A 19,183-nucleotide genomic window follows, 5' to 3' on the forward strand; every position below is an offset into this window, starting at 1 on the left:
GTGCTTGGGGCCTTTAGCGGCGCGGGCCCTTCTTGCCCTTCTTCTGGGAGGCGCGCTGCGCGGCGCGACGCTCCCGGCGGGTCCCGCCCTGGTCACCACCGGCGCTGCCGGCACTGTCCGAATGCGACTCGACGCCGCCGTCCTCGGACGGGCCCGACATGGTCAGCCCGGACTGCGAACCACCACCGAGTCCCTTGCCCCGCAAGGCGGACGGCACGGACTGGGTGTCGGTCGCCGGGCCCTGCGGAGGCGTCGGACGGGCGTGCCTGCCGTCGCCGCCGGCGGCCTGGCCGTTCCCGGAGCCGACACCGGCGGGCAGCGCGGACGCCGACTCCGGCGACGGCGTCGTGGGCTCGGCCTGCTCGACCTGGAGGTTGAACAGGAAGCCGACGGCCTCCTCCTTCAGCGACTCCAGCATCGCGCGGAACATGTCGTAGCCCTCGCGCTGGTACTCGATGACCGGGTCGCGCTGTGCCAGGGCGCGCATGCCGATGCCCTCCTTGAGATAGTCCATCTCGTAGAGGTGCTCACGCCACTTGCGGTCGAGCACGGTGAGCATCACCTGGCGCTCCAGGCTGCGCATCGCGCCTTCGCCGACCTTCGCGTCGATCTCGGCCTCGCGCTCGTCGTACGCGCGGTGAGCGTCTTCGAGCAGCGCCTCACGCAGCTTGTCGGCGTCGAGGTCGTCGTCCTCGGTGAGCTCTTCCCAGGTGACCTTGACCGGGTACAGCTGCTTCAGCGCCGTCCACAGCTTCTCGTGGTCCCAGTCCTCGGCGTAGCCCGTGGCGGTCTCTTCGGTGACGTACGCGTTGATGACGTCGACCAGCATGTGCTCGATCTGCTCGCGCAGATCCTCGCCTTCGAGGACGCGCAGGCGCTCGGCGTAGATCACCTTGCGCTGCTCGTTCATGACCTCGTCGTACTTGAGGACGTTCTTGCGGATCTCCATGTTCTGCTGCTCGACCTGCGTCTGAGCGCTCTTGATCGCCTTGGAGACCATCTTGTGCTCGATCGGCACGTCGTCCGGCAGCCGCATGGTGGTCATGACCCGCTCGACCATCGTGGCGTTGAAGCGGCGCATGAGCTCGTCACCGAGCGACAGGTAGAACCGGGACTCGCCGGGGTCGCCCTGACGGCCGGAACGACCGCGGAGCTGGTTGTCGATGCGGCGCGACTCGTGCCGCTCCGTGCCGAGCACGTACAGCCCGCCCGCCTCGCGGACCTCCTCGGCCTCGGCCTTGGTCTCCGCCTGGATTTCCTCGAGCACCTTCGGCCAGGCGGCCTCGTACTCCTCGGAGTGCTCCACCGGGTCGAGACCGCGGTCGCGCAGCACCTCGTCGGCGATGATGTCCGGGTTGCCGCCGAGCACGATGTCCGTACCGCGGCCCGCCATGTTGGTGGCGACCGTGACCGCGCCCTTGCGCCCGGCGCGGGCGACGATCAGGGCCTCCCGGTCGTGGTGCTTGGCGTTGAGGACCTCGTGCGGGACACCCAGCTTGAGCAGCAGCTTCGACAGGTGCTCGGACTTCTCGACACTCGTGGTGCCGACCAGCACCGGCTGGCCCTTCTCGTGCCGCTCGGCGATGTCCTCGGCGACGGCCTCGAACTTGGCCTGCTCGGTCTTGTAGATCAGGTCGGCCTGGTCGGCGCGGACCATCGGCTTGTTGGTCGGGATCGGCACCACACCCAGCTTGTAGGTCTGGTGGAACTCGGCCGCCTCGGTCTCGGCGGTACCGGTCATGCCCGACAGCTTGTCGTAGAGCCGGAAGTAGTTCTGCAGCGTGATCGTGGCGAGCGTCTGGTTCTCGGCCTTGATCTCGACGCCTTCCTTGGCCTCGATCGCCTGGTGCATGCCCTCGTTGTAGCGGCGGCCGTGCAGGATGCGGCCGGTGAACTCGTCGACGATGAGGACTTCGCCGTCACGGACGATGTAGTCCTTGTCGCGCTTGTAGAGCTCCTTGACCTTCAGCGCGTTGTTCAGGTAGCCGACCAGCGGCGTGTTCGCGGCCTCGTAGAGGTTGTCGATGCCGAGCTGGTCCTCGACGAACGCGACACCCTTCTCGGTGACACCGACGGTGCGCTTGCGGATGTCCACCTCGTAGTGGATGTCCGGCTTCATCAGCGGCGTCATCCGCGCGAACTCGATGTACCAGCGCGAGGACTGGTCGGCCGGGCCGGAGATGATCAGCGGCGTCCTGGCCTCGTCGATGAGGATGGAGTCCACCTCGTCGACGATCGCGAAGTTGTGGCCGCGCTGCACGCAGTCTTCGAGGCTCCACGCCATGTTGTCGCGGAGGTAGTCGAAGCCGAACTCGTTGTTCGTGCCGTGCGTGATGTCGGCGGCGTACTGCTGGCGGCGGACCTCGGGCGTCTGGTCGGCCAGGATGACCCCGACCTCGAGGCCGAGGAAGCGGTGGATGCGGCCCATCCACTCGGCGTCACGTTTGGCGAGGTAGTCGTTCACCGTGATGACGTGCACACCCTTGCCGGAAACGGCGTTCAGGTACGCGGGGAGGACCTGGGTCAGGGTCTTGCCCTCACCGGTCTTCATCTCGGAGACCTGGCCGAGGTGCAGCGCGGCGCCGCCCATGAGCTGGACGTCGTAGGGCCGCTGGCCGAGCACGCGCCAGGCGGCCTCCCTCGCCACCGCGAAGGCCTCCGGCAGGAGGTCGTCGAGGGACTCGCCGTCCGCGTGCCGTTTACGGAACTCGTCGGTCTTGGCCCGCAGCGCGGAGTCCGAAAGTTCCTTGACGTCGTCTTCGAGGGTGTTGATGTGATCGGCGATGTGTCGCAGCCGCTTCACCATTTTGCCCTCGCCCGCGCGGAGCAGGCGGTTCAGCACCATCCGGTCGACCTCACTAGCTGATTGTGATCGCACCCGAGCCGGTCCCGGGCAATCTCGTACGCGGCGGTGCCGGGTAACGCACCACCGTCCGCCCCCATCGTAGGGAACACCTCGGTGTTCGCGCACGCACCGTCGGTCGGTACCTGCCGGGACGAGGCCGCGTCCCGCCTGTTCCGGACATGACGGCGGCCCGCACGGGACGCGTGCGGGCCGCCGTCTGGACGCAGGGCCGGCTAGCTCAGCCGGATGACGCCGTAGTCGAAGCCTCGCCTCCGGTAGACGACGCTCGGGCATCCGGCGTCGGAGTCGTTGAACAGGTAGAAGTCGTGACCGACCAGTTCCATCTCGTAGAGAGCCTGGTCGACCGTCATGGGCTCCGCGTCGTGTTTCTTCTCGCGGACGACGCGACCGGGCTGGTGTTCGGTCACCCCGTCATCCCAGCGCTGCTGGGGCATCTCGAAGTCACCGCTCTCGACAGCGAAACCGTTGGCCATGGGTTCGGCCTCAGGCGCTTCGAGCACAGCGGTACCCGCCAGATGTCGGGTGTCGGTGGTCGTTCCACCGGCGGCCGCCATCGAAGTCGCCTCGGCGACGGATTCCGGGCGGCTGCGGCCGTAGTGCACGCGCCGGCGGTCGTGTGTCTTCCGCAACCTGTTTTCGAGCTTGTTCAGTGCGGAATCCAGCGCTGCGTAGAAGTCGCCGGCACACGCTTCGGCGCGTACGGCGGGGCCGCGGCCCTTACCGGTGATTTCGACGCGCTGGCAGTTCTTCGACTGCCGGCGATTGGGCTCGTGGAAGAGCTCCACGTCGTAACGGATGACCTTCTTGTCGTAGCGCTCTAGCCGGGCCAGCTTTTCGCTGACGAGTGCCCGATAGTGGTCGGGCACCTCCACGTTGCGGCCCTTAACGACGATGTCCATACACGACCTCCCTCGCTGAAATGACTGCGAGCTGTAGATGTGTTCACTAGGGCGCCGGTAATGCGGGGACGAAGCCCGGATCGCGGGCGGTGAGGGAACTCGGCATACGGCCACGACGTCTCGTGTCGGATGTCCGAGCGCGGACTCAGCGCGGCTCCGGCGCCAGGGACATGGGCTGGTCACCTCCCTGCCTGCCGGGATTGCTGATAGCGCTGCACGTTAGCTGCATCACGCCGCGAGCAACAGCCCCCGAGCCGGGGGATATCAGGACGTGAGACCTCGTCACCGCACGCGACGAAGACCGTGCGGCCAGCGGGACAATCCGGCCTGTCGGGCGTCGCCCCCGTGATTTCTTTTCACGCGGACGGCGCAAGCCTTCGGACAGGAAAATGCGGAGGGTGCCTAGGGTGCCGAGCCCGGGGGAATCCGCCGCCACCCCGGTGGAGTGGCGGGCCGTCGGAGTGTTCCCCAGAAGGTCCCTCATATCCCGTCAACGCCCTTGTACCCATTCCCGTTCCCGATCATTCATCACTCTTGTAGGTGACAGCCCGATCACCCGGCGGCGGCCAGCGCCACCACCGCCGAAACATGAATTCCGCTTATGTCCAAAAATCGCGTACAAGCGGCGGCGGTCGCTCCGGTTGTGATGACGTCGTCAAGGAGAACGACCTTCTCCCGGCAGGCTCCCGGAGCCAGGCGGATCCGGCCGTCGAGGTTCGCCGACCGCTGGGCCCGGGTGAGCCCCACGGCGTCACGAACACCGGACCTCAGCCTGAGGACCGGCGCCACTGTCGCGGCTTTTCCCTTGCCTCTCAGTGCTTTCACGCATTCTTCGGCGACGCGCCGGACGTGCGGTCCGCCTCGGACACGCGAGGCGGACCGTCGCGAAGGGACGGGGACGAGGCAAGGTTCCGGCTCTGGATCGGGTAGCTGAGCGAGGGCTTCGGCGACCGCCCGCCCGAAGGAAGGGGCGAGGTCGCGACGGCCGCGTTCCTTGTAGGCGAGGATCAGGCGACGGGCGTCGTCGGCGTAGGGGGCCAGGGCGTACACGGGCACGAGACCGGCCGTCGGGCCGCGGATGATCTCGCTGAGCGAACCCCAAGCGGTCTGACAGGTGGCGCAGCAGGGCGCGCCCGGCACTCCGCAGGACGCGCAGCGGGCGGGGATGAGGAGATCCAGGAGTGGGGACATGCGGCGAGTGTCGGCGGGGGCTCCGACAGTTCCGGGTCGCGTCGTGTCGTGAGAGGTCCGGTTTGGACCCTTTTCGTCCTAAGGGGACCGGTCATGACCGGGAGTCGTTGAAAAAGCCAATCGAGGAGAAGGGCGCTTCGCGGCTTCGCGTCGCTTTGGCGCGCGGAGCTCGGTCCGTGAAGGCCTTCTTGCCTACCCTCAAGGTAGCGAAGGAGGCCTTCACGGACATCCAGTGCCCGAACCGCTTGCTAGCGCCGCTAGGAAAGCTAGCGGTACTAAAGGTCCCTTGCTCCCGCCGAGGAGCGTTGCGCGTCGCGAAAGCCACTTTCGGGACATCAGAGGTCGCGAAAGTGGCTTTCGCGACGCGCGGGCCCCTGGAATACCGCGAAGAGACGTTCCTCCCCTGCCAAGTACATGAAGGACCCCTTCCTTGCGTGAGGCGCAAGGAAGGGGTCCTTCATGTACTTCAGCCCGGGTAGAACGGGTCCGCGTCGGTGACGGTGTGCGCCTGCGGCCGCCAGACCTCCCCCAGCTCGGAGGCGACCCACAGCCCGCCCGCGTCCGCGACCAGGTTCTGCCTGCTCGGCGCCGCGGTGACGCCGTGCACCGGCGGGGTCAGGTTCGAGCTGTTGAACGCGTCCATCCGCTGCCCGTCCAGCGGCACCTTCACCACCGGCAGCGAGGTCGACGACGTCGCGGCGATCAGGTGGTCCTGGGTCGCCCAGTCGACGTCGACGACGTCCTTGAGGTCGCGTTCCTGCAGTTTCCGCGGCGCCCGCAGGGCCACCGAGTCCGCCGTCCGCACGATCGAGGCGACCACCAGCTGCCCGTTGACCACCGCGGCCAGCCGCGACCCGTCACGCGAGAGGCGCATTTCGGTGATCTGGCCGAGGCTGGTGAGCATGGTCGCGTCGACGCCGGCCTTCACCCAGCGGCCGTCCGCGGCCAGGGTGACCCTGGCGACGGTGTTGTGGTCGACGACCGTCCAGACCTCGCCGGATACCCCGCCGCCCCGGGCGACCGGCCGCCAGGTGGGACGGCTCAGGCTGCCGCCGAACAGGTCCACCGAGGCGAGGTCGTGCCCGAGGTCGCCGACCCGGAGCCACTGCCTGCCGTCGCGTTCTTCGACCACCGCGAGCCGTTTCCCGTCGACGGACTGCGCGGCGCTGACGACCTTGTAGCCGCCGTTGCCCGCGGGCCCGCCGACCGGCTGCCCGTCTTCGAGCGACCGGACCCGGCCGTTCACGGTCATCAGGCCCCGCAGTTCCGAGTTGGGCGCGATGTCCACGTTGTAGTTGGGCAGTTCGCTGGAACGCCAGTATTCGTGGTCCGGCACCAGCGCGGTGCCGTCGGCCAGCAGCCGGATCCGGCTCAGCGTCACCGTCTGCAGCGAGAGGACGATCTGCGCGGCGATCAGGTTCCGGTCCGCGAGGCTGGCCCCGCCGACACCGGTCAGGTTGATGTCCAGCGTCCCGTCGTCCGTGCTGCGGACGTTGCTTTCGGTGGTGACCTGGTCGCCGAGCAGGTCCTTGACCGCGCCCTTCAGCCCTTCCGACGGTCCCTGCAGCACCAGGTCCATCACCCGGCCGGGCAATCCGGCCTGCGGTTTCGCCGCGACGTAGCGGAGGTCGGGGACGAAGGCCCCGGAGTCGGGCGAGTAGAAGCTGATCGGCACGCGGAAGTAGTTGAGTGCGAAATCCTCGTCGGTGACGGCGAGTTCCTGCGGCGGGTCGACGATGCGCCACTGGCCGTTCGGCTGCTTCCGCAGCTTGAACTGCTGCGAGTACTCGGCCTTCACCGGGATGAACGCGCTGTCGGGGCTCAGGTTGCCGAGTTTGAACCCGCGGACGTTCACCACCTGCTCGTCCGGGTTCGGAGAAGACGACGAAGTGTCGTAAACGGTGCCGAAGGTGTCGTCGATGATCGTCAGCCCTTGCGAGGGCTTCCAGTTGCGCCGGGCCTCCTCGTCGAGGTACACCCTCGCGTTGGCGTTCGCCGTGCCCGGTGTCGCGGAGTTGCGGATGAACTGACGGGTGACGGTCAGCGGGTCGAGCCCGGCCACCGGCTCGGCGACGTCCGCGGGCACCTGCCCGGGTTTGTCCCCGGAGACGACGGCGGGCTGGGATTCGAGCGGGATGTTCGCGCAGCCCGCGAGCAGCAGCAACGCCGCGAGCAGGGGCAGGAGCCGTTTCACCGGCCGACCTCCTCTGGCTCGGCGAGGATCGCGTCGGGTGCGGGGCGGACTTCGAGCAGTCCGGACGAGCCGTGTGGTTCGGTGGACGTGTGATCGGGCGGTGGCAGGATCAGCGGGCTCTCCCCCATCGGCGTGTCCTGCCGCCGCGGCAGCACGAGCCGGAAACAGGCGCCGTGGCCGGTCTCGCCCCACGCGTCGAGCACGCCGCCGTGCAACCGGGCGTCCTCCTGGCTGATCGCGAGGCCGAGCCCGGTGCCGCCGGTCCGTCGGTTACGGGACGGGTCGGCGCGCCAGAACCGGTTGAACACCAGTTCCGCTTCGCCCGGCCGCAGCCCGACACCGTGGTCCCGGACGGTGATGGCGACGGCGGTCTCGTTGACCGCGAGGGTCAGCACCACCGGGTTCCCCTCACTGTGGTCCACCGCGTTGGCCAGCAGGTTGCGCAGGATCCGCTCGACGCGGCGCGCGTCGACCTCGGCGTGCGCCTCTTCCTCCGGCAGGACCAGTTCGACCGAGCTGCCCGCGTTGCCCGCGATCACCCGCACCTGCTCGACGGCCCTGGTCGCGATCGGCCGGACGTCGATCAGCTCGGCGGAGAGTTCCTCGACGCCCGCGTCGAGCCTGCTGATCTCCAGCAGGTCGCCGAGCAGGGCCTCGAACCGGTCGAGCTCGTCGACCAGCAGTTCGGTGGAGCGCGCGAGCCCGGCCGGGAACTGCTCGCGCGACGCGTGCAGCACGTCGGCGGCCATCCGGACGGTGGTCAGCGGGGTGCGCAGCTCGTGTGAGACGTCGGAGGTGAAGCGGCGTTGCAGGCCACCGAACTCCTCCAGCTGGCGGATCTGCCGCTGGATGCTCGCGGCCATCTCGTTGTAGGACACGGCGAGTTTGGCCAGGTCGTCCTCGCCGAGCACGGCGAGGCGCTGGTCGAGGTCTCCGCCCGCGAACTGCTCGGCCGCCGCGGCGGCCTGCCGGACCGGCCGGACGACCTGTCTGGTGACCAGGTTCGTGATCCCGGCCAGCAGGAGCAACAGGACGAGACCGCCGACGAGCAGCGTGTTCTGCACGGTCGAGACGGTGTTCTGCTCGCTGGTGAGCGGGTACAGCAGGTAGAGCTGGAGCGGGTTGATCATCGTGCTCACCGGCGCGCCGACGATCAGGTACGTCGTCTTGCCGCCGTCGGCTTCGGTGACCGTGTGGATCAGGAAGCTGACCTGCTCGGTCTCCACGAACTGGCGCAGCCGCTCCGGCACCTTGTCATAGGGCCCGGCGAACACCGGCTTGTTCGACTGGTCACGGCCACCCGCGGCCAGCACCGGCTCGAAGGTGCCCGCGGCCGATCCGGCGCTGTCCTGCGAAGTCGTCGTGCTGGTGATCTTCTTCAGCGCGTTCTTCATCCGCGCGGTCAGCGCTTCGGGGCTTTCGGTGCCGACGCCGATCAGTTCACCGGCCGCGGTCTCGACGACCGCCCTCGTCTGCGCGATGGCCGCGTTCTGCTTGGTCTCCAGCAGCCGTTCGGTGATCTGGTTCTGCAGCACCATGCCCAGCACGAACACCACGGCCGACGACAGCGCCAGTGTGGACACCGTGACCCGGAACTGCAGCGAATGCCGCCACAGTTCGTTGAACGAGACGACCTTGCGGCGCACGAAAACCACGATGCGCCGGAAGTGGCGCATCGTGGTCTGGGCGAGCCTTCGCAAGCGTCCGTTCATGGGGTGATCACGGCGGGCCGGCCTTGTACCCGACACCGCGAACGGTCAACACCACCTCGGGGTGTTCCGGGTCCTTCTCCACCTTCGACCGCAGCCGCTGGACGTGCACGTTCACCAGCCGGGTGTCGGCGGCGTGGCGGTATCCCCACACCTGCTCGAGGAGCACCTCGCGGGTGAACACCTGACGCGGTTTGCGGGCGAGCGCGACCAGCAGGTCGAACTCGAGCGGGGTCAGCGGTATGGCCTTCCCCTCGCGCGTCACCTCGTGGCCGGGGACGTCGATCGCGAGGTCGCCGATCGTCAGCGACTCGGCGGGCTCGGCCTCGGTGCGGCGCATCCTGGCGCGGACGCGGGCCACGAGCTCCTTCGGTTTGAAGGGCTTGACCACGTAGTCGTCGGCCCCCGACTCGAGCCCGAGGACGATGTCCACGGTGTCGCTCTTGGCGGTGAGCATCACGATCGGCACGCCGGACTCGGCCCGGATCGCCTTGCAGACGTCGATGCCGTTCATCCCGGGCAGCATGAGGTCGAGGAGGACCAGATCCGGTTTCAGCTCACGAAGCGCGGGCAGCGCCCGTGAGCCGTCGGCCACGACGGCTGTGTCGAACCCCTCCCCACGCAGCACGATGGTGAGCATCTCCGCGAGAGCAGGGTCGTCGTCGACGACCAGAACACGTGCCTTCATAAACCTATGTTCGCACTAGTTTCCCCGCGCGAGCGCGCGACCCGGCGATGTGACCACCAGAAAGATCATCGAATCGGGCAAATTGCTCCATCCGAGTAGGGTCTTCGGGCCCTGGAGCCTGTTGGCGGAGCTGGGGATGTACTCGGAAACCGACCGACGCGTGCCGGCAGGCCAGGCGGCGTCCTGCCGACGTCGATCGCGGACGCGGGTTCACCATCAGACGCTAGAGGGCACGCCGGAGCCTGGTGAACGGCCTCGGGGAGTCGATCGCGAACACCCCGGTCAGGACGTCGCCGCGGTGATAGGTCGCCACGAACCGCTTCGCAGCCACGTCACCTTCGGCGATCCGCACGTCTTCCGTGGCCACTCCGGCGAATTGGAGCCGCCGACCGTACTGATCGGACCAAAAGTAACCGTGTCGTGCGAAACGCGTGACGGTCGAGCCGGCGAGCAGATTCGCGACCGCGACGCCCGGCTGTTCCGTGGCCGCCGTCCAATGCTCGGCGCGGACCCTCCTGCCGCGCAGGGGGCAGCGGTACCGCGCGACGTCACCCACCGCGACCACTCGGGGATTCGCTGTGACACAGCCGGAATCGACCAGCACCCCGTCGTCGACGGCGAGCCCGGAGCCGGTCAGCCATTCGGTGGCCGGCCGCGCCCCCACTCCGGCGACGACGAGATCGGCGGGGAGTTCGCGGCCGTCGGCGAGCCGCACACCGGTGACCCGGCCGCCACCGGCGAACCCGGCGACGGGGACGCCCGCGATCAGGCGGACGTCGTTCTCGGTGTGCAGTTCCCCGCACACCGCGCCCATCCGCGCGCCGATGACGCCGGCGAGCGGCACGGGCATCGCCTCGACCACGGTGACCTCGTGCCCGAGCAGGCGGCACGCGGACGCGACCTCCGCGCCGATGAATCCCGCGCCGATGACGACGACCGAGGAAGGCCCGGCGGCGAGAGCGCGTTTCAGCGCGACCGCGTCGTCGAGCGTCCGCAGAGTGTGAACGCCGGACAGATTCGTTGCCGCATCGAGGGTTCTGGCCACCGCACCGGTCGCGAGGACGTAACCGTCGGCGGCGATCGTGGTGCCGTCGCCGAGCGTCACGCCCTCGCGGCCGAACTTTTCGGCGCGGACACCGAGGTGCCATTCCGCGTCCAGCGCGTCGAGATCGTCCCGCCCGGCGAGCGCGACGTCTTCGGCGGAAACCTTGCCCAGCAAGAAATCCTTCGACAACGGCGGCCGGTCGTACGGCGGTTCGGCGCCGATCATCACCAGACGCCCGTCGAAACCCCGCCCGCGCAACTCCTGCGCCGCGCGAAGTCCCGCCAGAGAGGTGCCGACGACGGCGACCGATCTCAAGCCACTTCCCGGCGCGCCTCGGTGTCCACATAGATCACGCCGTCCGCGATCACGACCGGGTACGTGCGCACGGGGTTCTTGGCGGGCAGGCAGTCCGGGGCGCCGGTCCGCAGGTCGAATCGCGCGGCGTGCAACGGGCATTCGACGTAGCAGCCCTCGATCCAGCCGTCCGCGAGTGACGCGTCCTGATGGCTGCACGTGTCGTCGAGGGCGTAATAGGCGCCCTCGGAATGGAAGACCGAGACCGGAACGGGGCCCGGCAGGCGGAGGGCTTCGCCTTCGGGCAGTTCGGAGACGGAGCAGGCACGGATCATCGGGGCCTCCGGGGAAAGGACCGACGGTTTGTTGATGTTGCGTATTACGAGACGGGACGTGCTCTGCGCAACAATCACCCCGGAGGGGCCGGTACGTCAAGGGATTCGCCCACTCAGCCGAGCGGATCCGGGCGAAACGGCTACTGTTGCGTCATGCGGAACCAGGACGCGGGGAACGCAACGCCCAGTCAGGTGCAGTCCGTCGACCGTGCGATCAGCGTGCTGGAACTGCTGGCGCGCAACGGGGAAACCGGTATCACCGAGATCGCGGGCGAGCTCGGCGTGCACAAGTCGACGGCGTCACGCCTGCTGAGTGTCCTGGAGAACCGCGGCCTCGTCGAGCAGCTCGGCGAACGCGGGAAATACGCGATCGGCTTCGGCGTCGTCCGGCTCGCCGGCGCCGCCACCGGCCGGATGGACCTGGCGAAACTGGGCAGGCGGACCTGTCAGGGCCTGGCGGAGACGCTCGGCGAGACGGTCAACATCGCGATCGCCGACGACGGCGTCGCGATCAACGTCAGCCAGGCCCGCGGCTCGGCCGCGATCACCACGCAGAACTGGACCGGTCAGCGCACTCCCCTGCACGCGACGTCCAGCGGGAAGGTGCTGCTCGCGTACATGGGCGACGTCGAGCGCAAACGTTTGCTCCGGCGGAAGCTCGAACGGTTCACCCCGCGGACCACGGTCGATCCCGACGAGCTGGCCGCCGAGCTGGAGCGGGTCGCCGAGGACGGGTACGCGGCCTGCTTCGAGGAGCTGGAGCTGGGGATGCACGCGGTCGCGGTGCCGGTGCACGGCCCCGGCGGCGACGTCGTCGCGGCGATGAGCGCTTCCGGCCCGTCGTACCGGCTTTCGAAGCAGCGGGTGCGGCAGATCGTGCGGCCGCTGACCGAGGCGTCGGCTGATCTTTCGGCACAGCTGGGGTACTTCACCGAGTGAAGAGGCCGACCTTTTCGGGCTCTTGACAGCGCGCCCGCACGTGCCGCACTTTGTTGCTGAAGACGGAACAACGTGCCTCATCCGCAACAGCGCCTGTCACCCCGATGCCCGGGTGTCCTTTGTGGACTCTCCAGGGCAGGCAGGAGGTACCCCGAACCATGCCCCCAGGACCCCGCGTCGTCGTGATCGGCGCCGGCATCGTCGGCTGCGCGCTCGCCGACGAACTCACCGAACGAGGCTGGACCGACCTCACCGTGCTGGACCAGGGCGACCTGTTCACCACCGGCGGGTCGAGTTCGCACGCCCCCGGTCTGGTCTTCCAGACCAACTCCTGCCGCACGATGACCGAGTTCGCCCGGTACACCGTCGCGAAGTACGGCGCGCTCGACCTCGACGGGAACCCGTGTTTCCGGCCCGTCGGCGGGCTGGAGGTGGCCACGACGCCGGAGCGCCTCGCCGATCTCAACCGGCGGCACGGCTGGGCCACCGCGTCCGGCGTCGAGAGCAGGCTCGTCGAGCCGGACGAATGCGCCGCGCTGCATCCGCTGCTCGATCCGGCCAAGGTGCTCGGCGGATTCCACATCCCCTCCGACGGCCTGGCCAAACCCCTGCGCGCCGCCGAGGCGCAGGCCCGCCGCGCGATCGGTCGCGGCGCGAAGTTCCTCGCGCGCCAGAAGGTCGTCGGCATCGACCGGTCGGGTGGCCGCGTCACCGGCGTCACCACCGAGACGGGGAGTTTCCGCGCGGACATCGTGCTCTCGTGCGCCGGGATGTGGGGACCGCTGCTCGGCGAACTGGTGGACCTCGCGATCCCGCTGGTCCCGATGGCGCACCAGTACGCGCGCACCAGCCCGCTGCCGTCTCTCGCCGGCGTCACCGAGGAGGCCACCCGGCCGATCCTGCGGCACCAGGACGCCGACCTCTACTTCCGCGAGCACGTCGACCGGATCGGCATCGGCGCGTACGGGCACCGGCCGATGCCGTTGCCTCCCCACGAGATCGGCACCGGCGAGGGGATGCCGTCGGAACTCGCGTTCACCCCCGCGGATTTCGAGCCGTCCTGGGCCGCCGCCGTCGACCTGCTGCCGTCACTGGGCGACACCAAGGTCGAGGAAGGCATCAACGGCCTGTTCTCCTTCACCCCGGACGGCATGCCGTTGCTGGGCGAACACCCGGAGCTCGACGGATTCTGGGTCGCCGAAGCCGTGTGGATCACGCATTCGGCCGGGGTCGCGCGAGCCATGGCGCGATGGCTCGTCGACGGGCAGCCCGGCGTGGATCTGCACGGCTGCGACCTCGCCCGCTTCGAGCGGGTGCAGCTCTCCCCGGAGTACGTCATGGCACGCAGCTGCCAGAGCTTCGCCGAGGTCTACGACGTCGTCCATCCCTTGCAGCCCATGGAAGAACCGCGGCCACTGCGCACGAGTCCCTTCTACGAAAGGCAGCAGGAGCTCGGCGCGTTCTTCCTCGAAGCGAGCGGCTGGGAACGTCCGCACTGGTACGAGGCGAACGCGGACCTCCCGGAGGTCGGCCTCGTCCCGGAGCGCAACGACTGGGCAGCGCGGTACTGGTCGCCGATCGGCGGTGCCGAAGCGCTGGTCGCGCGGCAACGGGTCGCGATGTTCGACATGACGTCGCTGAAACGGGTGGAGGTCACCGGCCCCGGCGCCTTGCCGTTCCTGCAGACGATGACCACGAACCAGCTCGACAAGAAGCCCGGTTCGGTCACCTACACGCTCTTGCTCGACGAGGACGGCGGGGTGCGCAGCGACTTGACGGTCGCCCGGCTCGGCGCCGAAAGGTTCCAGGTCGGCGTCAACAGCGCCATCGACATCGACTGGCTGCGGCGGCATCTCCCCGGCGACGGCGCCGCCCAGATCCACGAGACGACTCCGGGAACCTGCTGCATCGGGCTCTGGGGGCCGCTCGCCAGGGCAGTGCTGCAGCCACTGTCCACAACGGACTTCTCACACAAGGCGATGGGGTACTTCAAGACGAAGCAGGCGTACATCGGCCTGGTGCCGGTGACCGCGATGCGACTGTCCTATGTGGGCGAACTCGGCTGGGAGCTGTACACGAGCGCGGACCTCGGCGAGCGGCTGTGGGACACGCTCTGGGAAGCCGGGCAGGCGCACGGGATCATCGCCGCCGGCCGGGACGCCTTCGCGAGCATGCGGCTGGAGAAGGGCTACCGGCTGTGGGGAGCGGACGTCACCGCCGAGCACGATCCGTACGAGGCCGGGCTCGGTTTCGCCGTGCGGATGGACAAGGGCTACTTCATCGGCCGGGACGCGCTGGCCGGGCGCTCGGCGGAAACGGTGACCAGGAAACTGACCTGTCTCACCGTCGACGACCCGTACCCGGTCGTGCTCGGCAAGGAGCCGGTGTTCGCCGACGGCCGTCCCGCCGGATACGTCACGAGCGCCGCGTACGGCTACACCATCGGCAAGAACATCGCGTACGCCTGGCTCCCGGTCGAGTTCACCCAGCCGGGCAGGCCGCTGGAGATCGAATACTTCGGCGAGCGGATCCCCGCCGTCGTCGCGCGTGAACCGCTGTTCGACCCCGGGATGGACCGGATCAGGAGCGCCGCATGAGCCATTACGACGTCATCGTCATCGGCCTCGGCGGTATGGGCAGCGCCGCGGCGTACCGGCTCGCGCAGCGAGGTCAGCGCGTGCTGGGCATCGACCGTTTCGCGCCGGTGCACAACCTCGGGTCCAGCCACGGCGGCTCGCGGATCACCCGGCAGGCGTACTTCGAGGACCCCGCCTACGTCCCGCTCCTGCTGCGGGCGCACGAACTGTGGGACGGGATCGAACACGACTCCGGCCGGAAGATCTTCACCCGCTGCGGCGGGATCATGCTCGGCGGCCCCGAGTCCCGGACCGTGTCGGGAAGCCTGGCCAGCGCCCGGAAATGGGAGCTGCCGCACGAGCTGCTGGACGCGGCGGAGATCCGGCGCCGGTTCCCGACGATGAACCCGGACGCCCACGAGATCGCGCTGTACGAGGAGAACGCCGGCTTCGTGGTGCCGGAAAGCAGTGTGGCCGCGCATCTCCAGCTCGCCGCGCGGGCCGGGGCGGAGCTGCACCACGAAGAGAAGGTGCTTTCGTGGCGGGAGACTTCCACCGGTGTCCGGGTGGGGACGTCGCAGAACTTCTACACGGCGGACCAGCTCGTGGTCTGCCCCGGCGCGTGGGCGCCGGGACTGCTCGCCGAGCTCGGTATCGACTTCACCGTCGAACGCCAGGTCCAGTACTGGTTCGCGCCGTCGGGCGGGGCGGAGCCGTTCCGCGCCGGGCGGCATCCGATCTACGTCTGGGAAGGTGAGAACGGCCGCCAGTTCTACGGATTCCCTTCGCATGACGACACGGAGAGTGTGAAGGTCGCGTTCTTCCGCGGCGGCCGGACCTGTACGCCGGAGACCATCGACCGGACGGTGCACCCTGAGGAGGTCGGCGAGATCTCGGAGTTCGTCGGGCGGAAGATGCCGGCGCTGCCCGGCACGTTCCTGCGCGGGGCGACCTGCATGTACACGAACACTCCCGACGAGCACTTCGTCATCTCCCGCCACCCCGCGCACGAACGCGTGGTGGTCGCGTGCGGGTTCTCCGGGCACGGGTTCAAATTCGTCCCGGTGGTCGGTGAGATCCTCGCCGACCTGGTCGTGGACGGCACGACGAGTCATCCGATCGCCCTGTTCGATCCCGCCCGGTTCGCCGGAGTGCCGAGATGACGAGCCTCATCCCGACACTGGGCGGCGGCTACTACACCGACCCCGCGATCTTCGCGGCGGAGCAGGAAAAGATCTTCGAACGCCAGTGGTTCTGCGCGGTCCGGTCGGCGGATCTGCCGTCGGCGGGCGACTTCCGGACCGTCCAGGTGGGACGGGAGAGCGTGCTGGTCAGCCGGGGCCGGGACGGCGGGCTGCGGGCGTTCCTCAACGTCTGCCGCCATCGCGGCGCGCGGCTGTGCACCGAGGAGTCGGGCACGGTGAAACGCGCGTTCCAGTGTCCGTACCACGCGTGGACGTACGGGCTCGACGGCAAGCTGATCGCGGCGCCGAACCTGGCGAACCTGCCCGACATCGACCGCTCCGAGTACGGGCTGCACACCGTGCACCTGCGGGAATGGCTGGGTTACGCGTGGGTCTGCCTCGCCGCGGATCCGCCGTCGTTCGAGGACGGCGTCGAAGGCGCGGTGCGGGAACGGCTGGGCGACCTGGAATCGATCGGGCGCTACGGCCTCGACCGGCTCTCGGTCGGGCGCCGGATCACCTACGACGTCAAGGCGAACTGGAAACTGATCGTCGAGAACTTCATGGAGTGCTACCACTGCGCGACCATCCACCCCGAGCTGACCGAGGTGCTGCCGGAATTCGCCGACGGGTACGCGGCGCAGTACTACGTCGGGCACGGCGCCGAATTCGGCGAAGCCGTGGAGGGTTTCACCATCGACGGCACGACGGGCTTCGACCGGCTCGACGGCGTCGCGAACGAACAGGACAGGCGGTACTACGCGATCACCATCCGGCCGCAGGTGTTCGTGAACCTGGTGCCCGACCACGTGATCTTCCACCGGATGTACCCGCTCGCGCCGGACCGGACGGTCGTCGAATGCGACTGGCTCTATTCCGAAGACGTCGTGGCGTCGGGGCGGGACGTGTCACGGTCGGTCGAGTTGTTCCACCGCGTCAACGAGCAGGACTTCGACGCCTGCGAACGCTGCCAGCCGGCGATGGCGTCCCGCGCCTACCGCGGCGGTGGGGTGCTGATGCCGTCCGAGCACCACATCGGCGAGTTCCACACCTGGCTACTCACGCATTTAGAGGACGAAACGCGGTAGGCACCAGCATTCAGAGGACTAAGTGCGGAGGAGGGAGGCCGCGAGAGCCGAGGGGTCGACACCGGCGACGCCGTCGAGGACGTGCCAGGGCGCGAGCCAGCCCGTCGCGGCGAGCTCGTCGTAGACCACCGAGCACCGCTTCTGGAGCGCGTCGTCGGTCTCGAAGGAATCCCGCGCGCGGTCGGCGTCGCTCTCCGCGCGGCGCTGCGCGCGGTCGGCGGCGACGTCGGCGGTGACCCGGAGCAGCAGATGCGCGACGGGCACCGGCAGCCCGAACCGGTCGATCTCCAGCTCCTTGAGCCAGCGCACGAACTCGCCGTCCGCGCCCTGGTGGAGCCGGGCGGCGCCGTACGCCGCGTTCGACGCGACGTACCGGTCGAGCAGCACGACGTCGTGGTCGCCGAGCCGGGCGCGGATCTCGTCCGCCGCGCCCCGCCGGTCGAGCGCGTAGAGCATCGCCATGCCGTAGACGGAGTCGGCGAGGTCGCCGTGGCCGCGGTGCAGCGCTTCCTTCACGAGGTCGGCGTGCACGCTTTCGCCGTAGCGCGGGAACGCGATGGACGTGACGCTCGCCCCGGCCGCGTTCAGCGCGCCGGTCAGCGCGTCGGCGAGGGTGCGCTTGCCCGCGCCGTCCAGACCTTCGATCACCACGAGTCGTCCCACGGGCATACCTTAAGACGCGGTGGTCGACCGGCGGGCCAGACGGGTCAGCTCACGCCCGGCCCACCGGTCCGCTAGGGGACGCGCCTCTTCGAGTGCAGGAAGAAGCCGGCGACACCGATGAGGAGCAGGCCGCCGAAGATCAGCAGCGGCACGAAGCCGGTGTCCTGCGCGTCGGGCGCGGGGCCGCCGTCGCCGCGGGGCATCACCTGGGCGTTGTAGCCGCCGGCCTTGCCCTCCTGGGCGTACGGCGAGTTCGCGAGCATGGCGCCGTACCGGCCGGAGACGGTCTTCTGGTACTCCGCGAGGGTGGCCGAGGCCCCGGCCGCGTGGCCGCTGGCGCCCGAGTCGAGCAGGGTCACCCGGCCGTCGCGCAGCGCGTACCAGGCGTCGACCTGGGGTTCGTGGAGCAGCGTCGCGCCGGCGGGCAGCCTCTTGGCCAGTTCGCTTTCCCGGTCGCCCGACGCGATGTTGCCGACGCGCCAGACACCGTCGTCGCCGCGGACCGACCAGACGGTCGCGGTCCGCCCGTCGGACGCCGTCACGGGCACCGCGACGTAGGCGAGCCGCCCGGCGACCGCGCCGTCACCGGCGACGAAATCCCTCGAAAGCTCGTAAACCGGGAAGGATTCATCGACGACACTCACCGACGGCGTGGTTCCCGAACCACCCGTCTGCGTGAAGAAGCGACCGATTTCGGCACGCAACGTGGGGTCGTCGGCGGCCGCCTTCGCGGCCGCGAGATCTTCACCGGACAGGTGATCCGCGCGCGCTCCGGGCGCCGAGACCAGCAGCGCGACCGCGACCAGCCCGGCCAGCCCGAGCAACTTCCGCGCGCTCATCGCCGGATCCCGGTGAGCGTGTGGGTCCAGGTGAAGGACTTGTTGGCCGAATAGAAGTCGTAGGTCGACCAGTTGTAGCGGTTGCCGGTGGGCAGTGGATCCCCCCACGAGATCCACTTCCGCCCGGCGTCGTGGCCGTAGAGGACGTGCATGTGGCCGCCGCCCGAGGCCCAGCCGACCCGCGTCTGGACGGGCTTGCCGTCGCCGGTCTGGGCCTGGACGGCGGCGTAGGGGATGCGGCCCTTGAGGTACTTCCCCGGGGCCGAGAAGCCGAGTTTGCCGAAGGCGCGCCGGACGTCGCCCAGCGTTCCCGGCTCGTCGGCGCACTCCCGGCGTCGCTCGTCGTGGGCGATCCGGCAGAATTCGTTCTGAGTGACGGTCACGCCGTGGTGTGCCGCGATGGTGTTGCCGGAAGCCACCCAGCACCACTGGGACTTCTCCTGCGCCTGCATGGCGATGGGGTTCTGGCGGGCGGGTGCCGAGGGCAGCGCGCTCGCCGGGGTCTGGATCGCCAGCCACGCCACGAGACTCGCGGCGCCGGCGGCGCAAAACCTCCTCGAGAACACAGGCACGACGGGCCTCCTGGTCACCATGGCGAACCAATGTGGTCACAACGGTGAACAGCAGGCTCACACAGAGCAAGATGGGCACTCGGCGGAACGGACCGTTCCGG

Annotated in this window: 15 protein-coding genes; 4 read left to right on the forward strand and 11 right to left on the reverse strand. The window is 69.1% G+C overall.

Features of this window, described 5'->3' with window-relative positions; genetic code table 11:
- Positions 1 to 13: 13 nt before the first annotated feature.
- The 8 genes from secA to ACZ1DY_RS36765 all read right to left on the reverse strand — a co-directional run bounded on the left by secA (position 14) and on the right by ACZ1DY_RS36765 (position 11,221).
- Positions 14 to 2,845, reverse strand: coding sequence for a preprotein translocase subunit SecA (gene secA, locus ACZ1DY_RS36730; RefSeq protein ID WP_192743381.1), 2,832 nt, complete (start codon positions 2,843 to 2,845; stop codon positions 14 to 16).
- Between the two features lie 233 nt (positions 2,846 to 3,078).
- Positions 3,079 to 3,765, reverse strand: a complete 687-nt coding sequence (hpf, locus tag ACZ1DY_RS36735; RefSeq protein ID WP_257484445.1) for a ribosome hibernation-promoting factor, HPF/YfiA family — start codon at positions 3,763 to 3,765, stop codon at positions 3,079 to 3,081.
- A 552-nt stretch (positions 3,766 to 4,317) separates the two neighbouring features.
- A complete protein-coding gene (locus ACZ1DY_RS36740) occupies positions 4,318 to 4,956 on the reverse strand; it encodes a ComF family protein (protein WP_465482421.1) in 639 nt (212 codons plus the stop codon).
- 466 nt (positions 4,957 to 5,422) lie between these two features.
- Positions 5,423 to 7,150: an LpqB family beta-propeller domain-containing protein gene (locus ACZ1DY_RS36745; RefSeq protein ID WP_257484443.1), complete on the reverse strand. Its 1,728-nt coding sequence runs from the start codon at positions 7,148 to 7,150 to the stop codon at positions 5,423 to 5,425.
- Complete coding sequence (gene mtrB / locus ACZ1DY_RS36750; protein WP_465482422.1) at positions 7,147 to 8,862, reverse strand: MtrAB system histidine kinase MtrB; 1,716 nt, start codon at positions 8,860 to 8,862, stop codon at positions 7,147 to 7,149. Before mtrB ends, ACZ1DY_RS36745 begins: the two co-directional genes overlap by 4 nt.
- Positions 8,863 to 8,869: 7 nt before the next feature.
- Positions 8,870 to 9,547: an MtrAB system response regulator MtrA gene (gene mtrA / locus ACZ1DY_RS36755; protein ID WP_005150760.1), complete on the reverse strand. Its 678-nt coding sequence runs from the start codon at positions 9,545 to 9,547 to the stop codon at positions 8,870 to 8,872.
- Positions 9,548 to 9,770: 223 nt separating this feature from the next.
- The gene (locus tag ACZ1DY_RS36760; RefSeq protein ID WP_465482423.1) at positions 9,771 to 10,907 is read right to left on the reverse strand and encodes an NAD(P)/FAD-dependent oxidoreductase; all 1,137 of its coding nucleotides are present in this window, start codon (positions 10,905 to 10,907) and stop codon (positions 9,771 to 9,773) included.
- Positions 10,904 to 11,221: a bifunctional 3-phenylpropionate/cinnamic acid dioxygenase ferredoxin subunit gene (locus ACZ1DY_RS36765; protein WP_126735760.1), complete on the reverse strand. Its 318-nt coding sequence runs from the start codon at positions 11,219 to 11,221 to the stop codon at positions 10,904 to 10,906. The genes ACZ1DY_RS36760 and ACZ1DY_RS36765 overlap by 4 nt, the downstream gene beginning before the upstream one ends.
- 153 nt (positions 11,222 to 11,374) lie before the next feature.
- Here ACZ1DY_RS36765 and ACZ1DY_RS36770 point away from each other — a divergent pair, with 153 nt between their 5' ends.
- From ACZ1DY_RS36770 to ACZ1DY_RS36785, 4 genes are all read left to right on the forward strand, one after another.
- Positions 11,375 to 12,160: an IclR family transcriptional regulator gene (locus ACZ1DY_RS36770; RefSeq protein WP_192743386.1), complete on the forward strand. Its 786-nt coding sequence runs from the start codon at positions 11,375 to 11,377 to the stop codon at positions 12,158 to 12,160.
- A gap of 158 nt (positions 12,161 to 12,318) precedes the next feature.
- Complete coding sequence (locus tag ACZ1DY_RS36775) at positions 12,319 to 14,757, forward strand: GcvT family protein (RefSeq protein ID WP_465482424.1); 2,439 nt, start codon at positions 12,319 to 12,321, stop codon at positions 14,755 to 14,757.
- Complete coding sequence (gene solA / locus ACZ1DY_RS36780) at positions 14,754 to 15,899, forward strand: N-methyl-L-tryptophan oxidase (RefSeq protein ID WP_465482425.1); 1,146 nt, start codon at positions 14,754 to 14,756, stop codon at positions 15,897 to 15,899. The genes ACZ1DY_RS36775 and solA overlap by 4 nt, the downstream gene beginning before the upstream one ends.
- Positions 15,896 to 17,008, forward strand: a complete 1,113-nt coding sequence (locus tag ACZ1DY_RS36785) for an aromatic ring-hydroxylating oxygenase subunit alpha (protein WP_465482426.1) — start codon at positions 15,896 to 15,898, stop codon at positions 17,006 to 17,008. Before solA ends, ACZ1DY_RS36785 begins: the two co-directional genes overlap by 4 nt.
- Positions 17,009 to 17,026: 18 nt before the next feature.
- On the opposite strand, the gene ACZ1DY_RS36790 is transcribed toward ACZ1DY_RS36785, so the two are convergent.
- The 3 genes from ACZ1DY_RS36790 to ACZ1DY_RS36800 form a co-directional block, all read right to left on the reverse strand.
- Entirely contained in the window at positions 17,027 to 17,659 is a 633-nt protein-coding gene (locus ACZ1DY_RS36790; protein ID WP_465485754.1) for a dTMP kinase, read from the reverse strand.
- Between the two features lie 83 nt (positions 17,660 to 17,742).
- A complete protein-coding gene (locus tag ACZ1DY_RS36795; RefSeq protein WP_126735766.1) occupies positions 17,743 to 18,510 on the reverse strand; it encodes a hypothetical protein in 768 nt (255 codons plus the stop codon).
- Positions 18,507 to 19,076 (reverse strand): papain-like cysteine protease family protein, encoded by a 570-nt coding sequence (locus ACZ1DY_RS36800; RefSeq protein ID WP_371878920.1) that lies wholly within the window; start codon positions 19,074 to 19,076, stop codon positions 18,507 to 18,509. The genes ACZ1DY_RS36795 and ACZ1DY_RS36800 overlap by 4 nt, the downstream gene beginning before the upstream one ends.
- Positions 19,077 to 19,183 lie beyond the last annotated feature (107 nt).

The sequence above is a fragment of the Amycolatopsis sp. PSD-21 genome, from assembly GCF_055561455.1.

Bases quoted from the DNA above. Each gene is read 5' to 3' on its own strand.
- secA (WP_192743381.1), bottom strand. From the start codon at position 2,845: ATGGTGCTGAACCGCCTGCTCCGCGCGGGCGAGGGCAAAATGGTGAAG.
- hpf (WP_257484445.1), bottom strand. From the start codon at position 3,765: ATGGACATCGTCGTTAAGGGCCGCAACGTGGAGGTGCCCGACCACTAT.
- ACZ1DY_RS36740 (WP_465482421.1), bottom strand. From the start codon at position 4,956: ATGTCCCCACTCCTGGATCTCCTCATCCCCGCCCGCTGCGCGTCCTGC.
- mtrB (WP_465482422.1), bottom strand. From the start codon at position 8,862: ATGAACGGACGCTTGCGAAGGCTCGCCCAGACCACGATGCGCCACTTC.
- mtrA (WP_005150760.1), bottom strand. From the start codon at position 9,547: ATGAAGGCACGTGTTCTGGTCGTCGACGACGACCCTGCTCTCGCGGAG.
- ACZ1DY_RS36765 (WP_126735760.1), bottom strand. From the start codon at position 11,221: ATGATCCGTGCCTGCTCCGTCTCCGAACTGCCCGAAGGCGAAGCCCTC.
- ACZ1DY_RS36770 (WP_192743386.1), top strand. From the start codon at position 11,375: ATGCGGAACCAGGACGCGGGGAACGCAACGCCCAGTCAGGTGCAGTCC.
- ACZ1DY_RS36775 (WP_465482424.1), top strand. From the start codon at position 12,319: ATGCCCCCAGGACCCCGCGTCGTCGTGATCGGCGCCGGCATCGTCGGC.
- solA (WP_465482425.1), top strand. From the start codon at position 14,754: ATGAGCCATTACGACGTCATCGTCATCGGCCTCGGCGGTATGGGCAGC.
- ACZ1DY_RS36785 (WP_465482426.1), top strand. From the start codon at position 15,896: ATGACGAGCCTCATCCCGACACTGGGCGGCGGCTACTACACCGACCCC.
- ACZ1DY_RS36795 (WP_126735766.1), bottom strand. From the start codon at position 18,510: ATGAGCGCGCGGAAGTTGCTCGGGCTGGCCGGGCTGGTCGCGGTCGCG.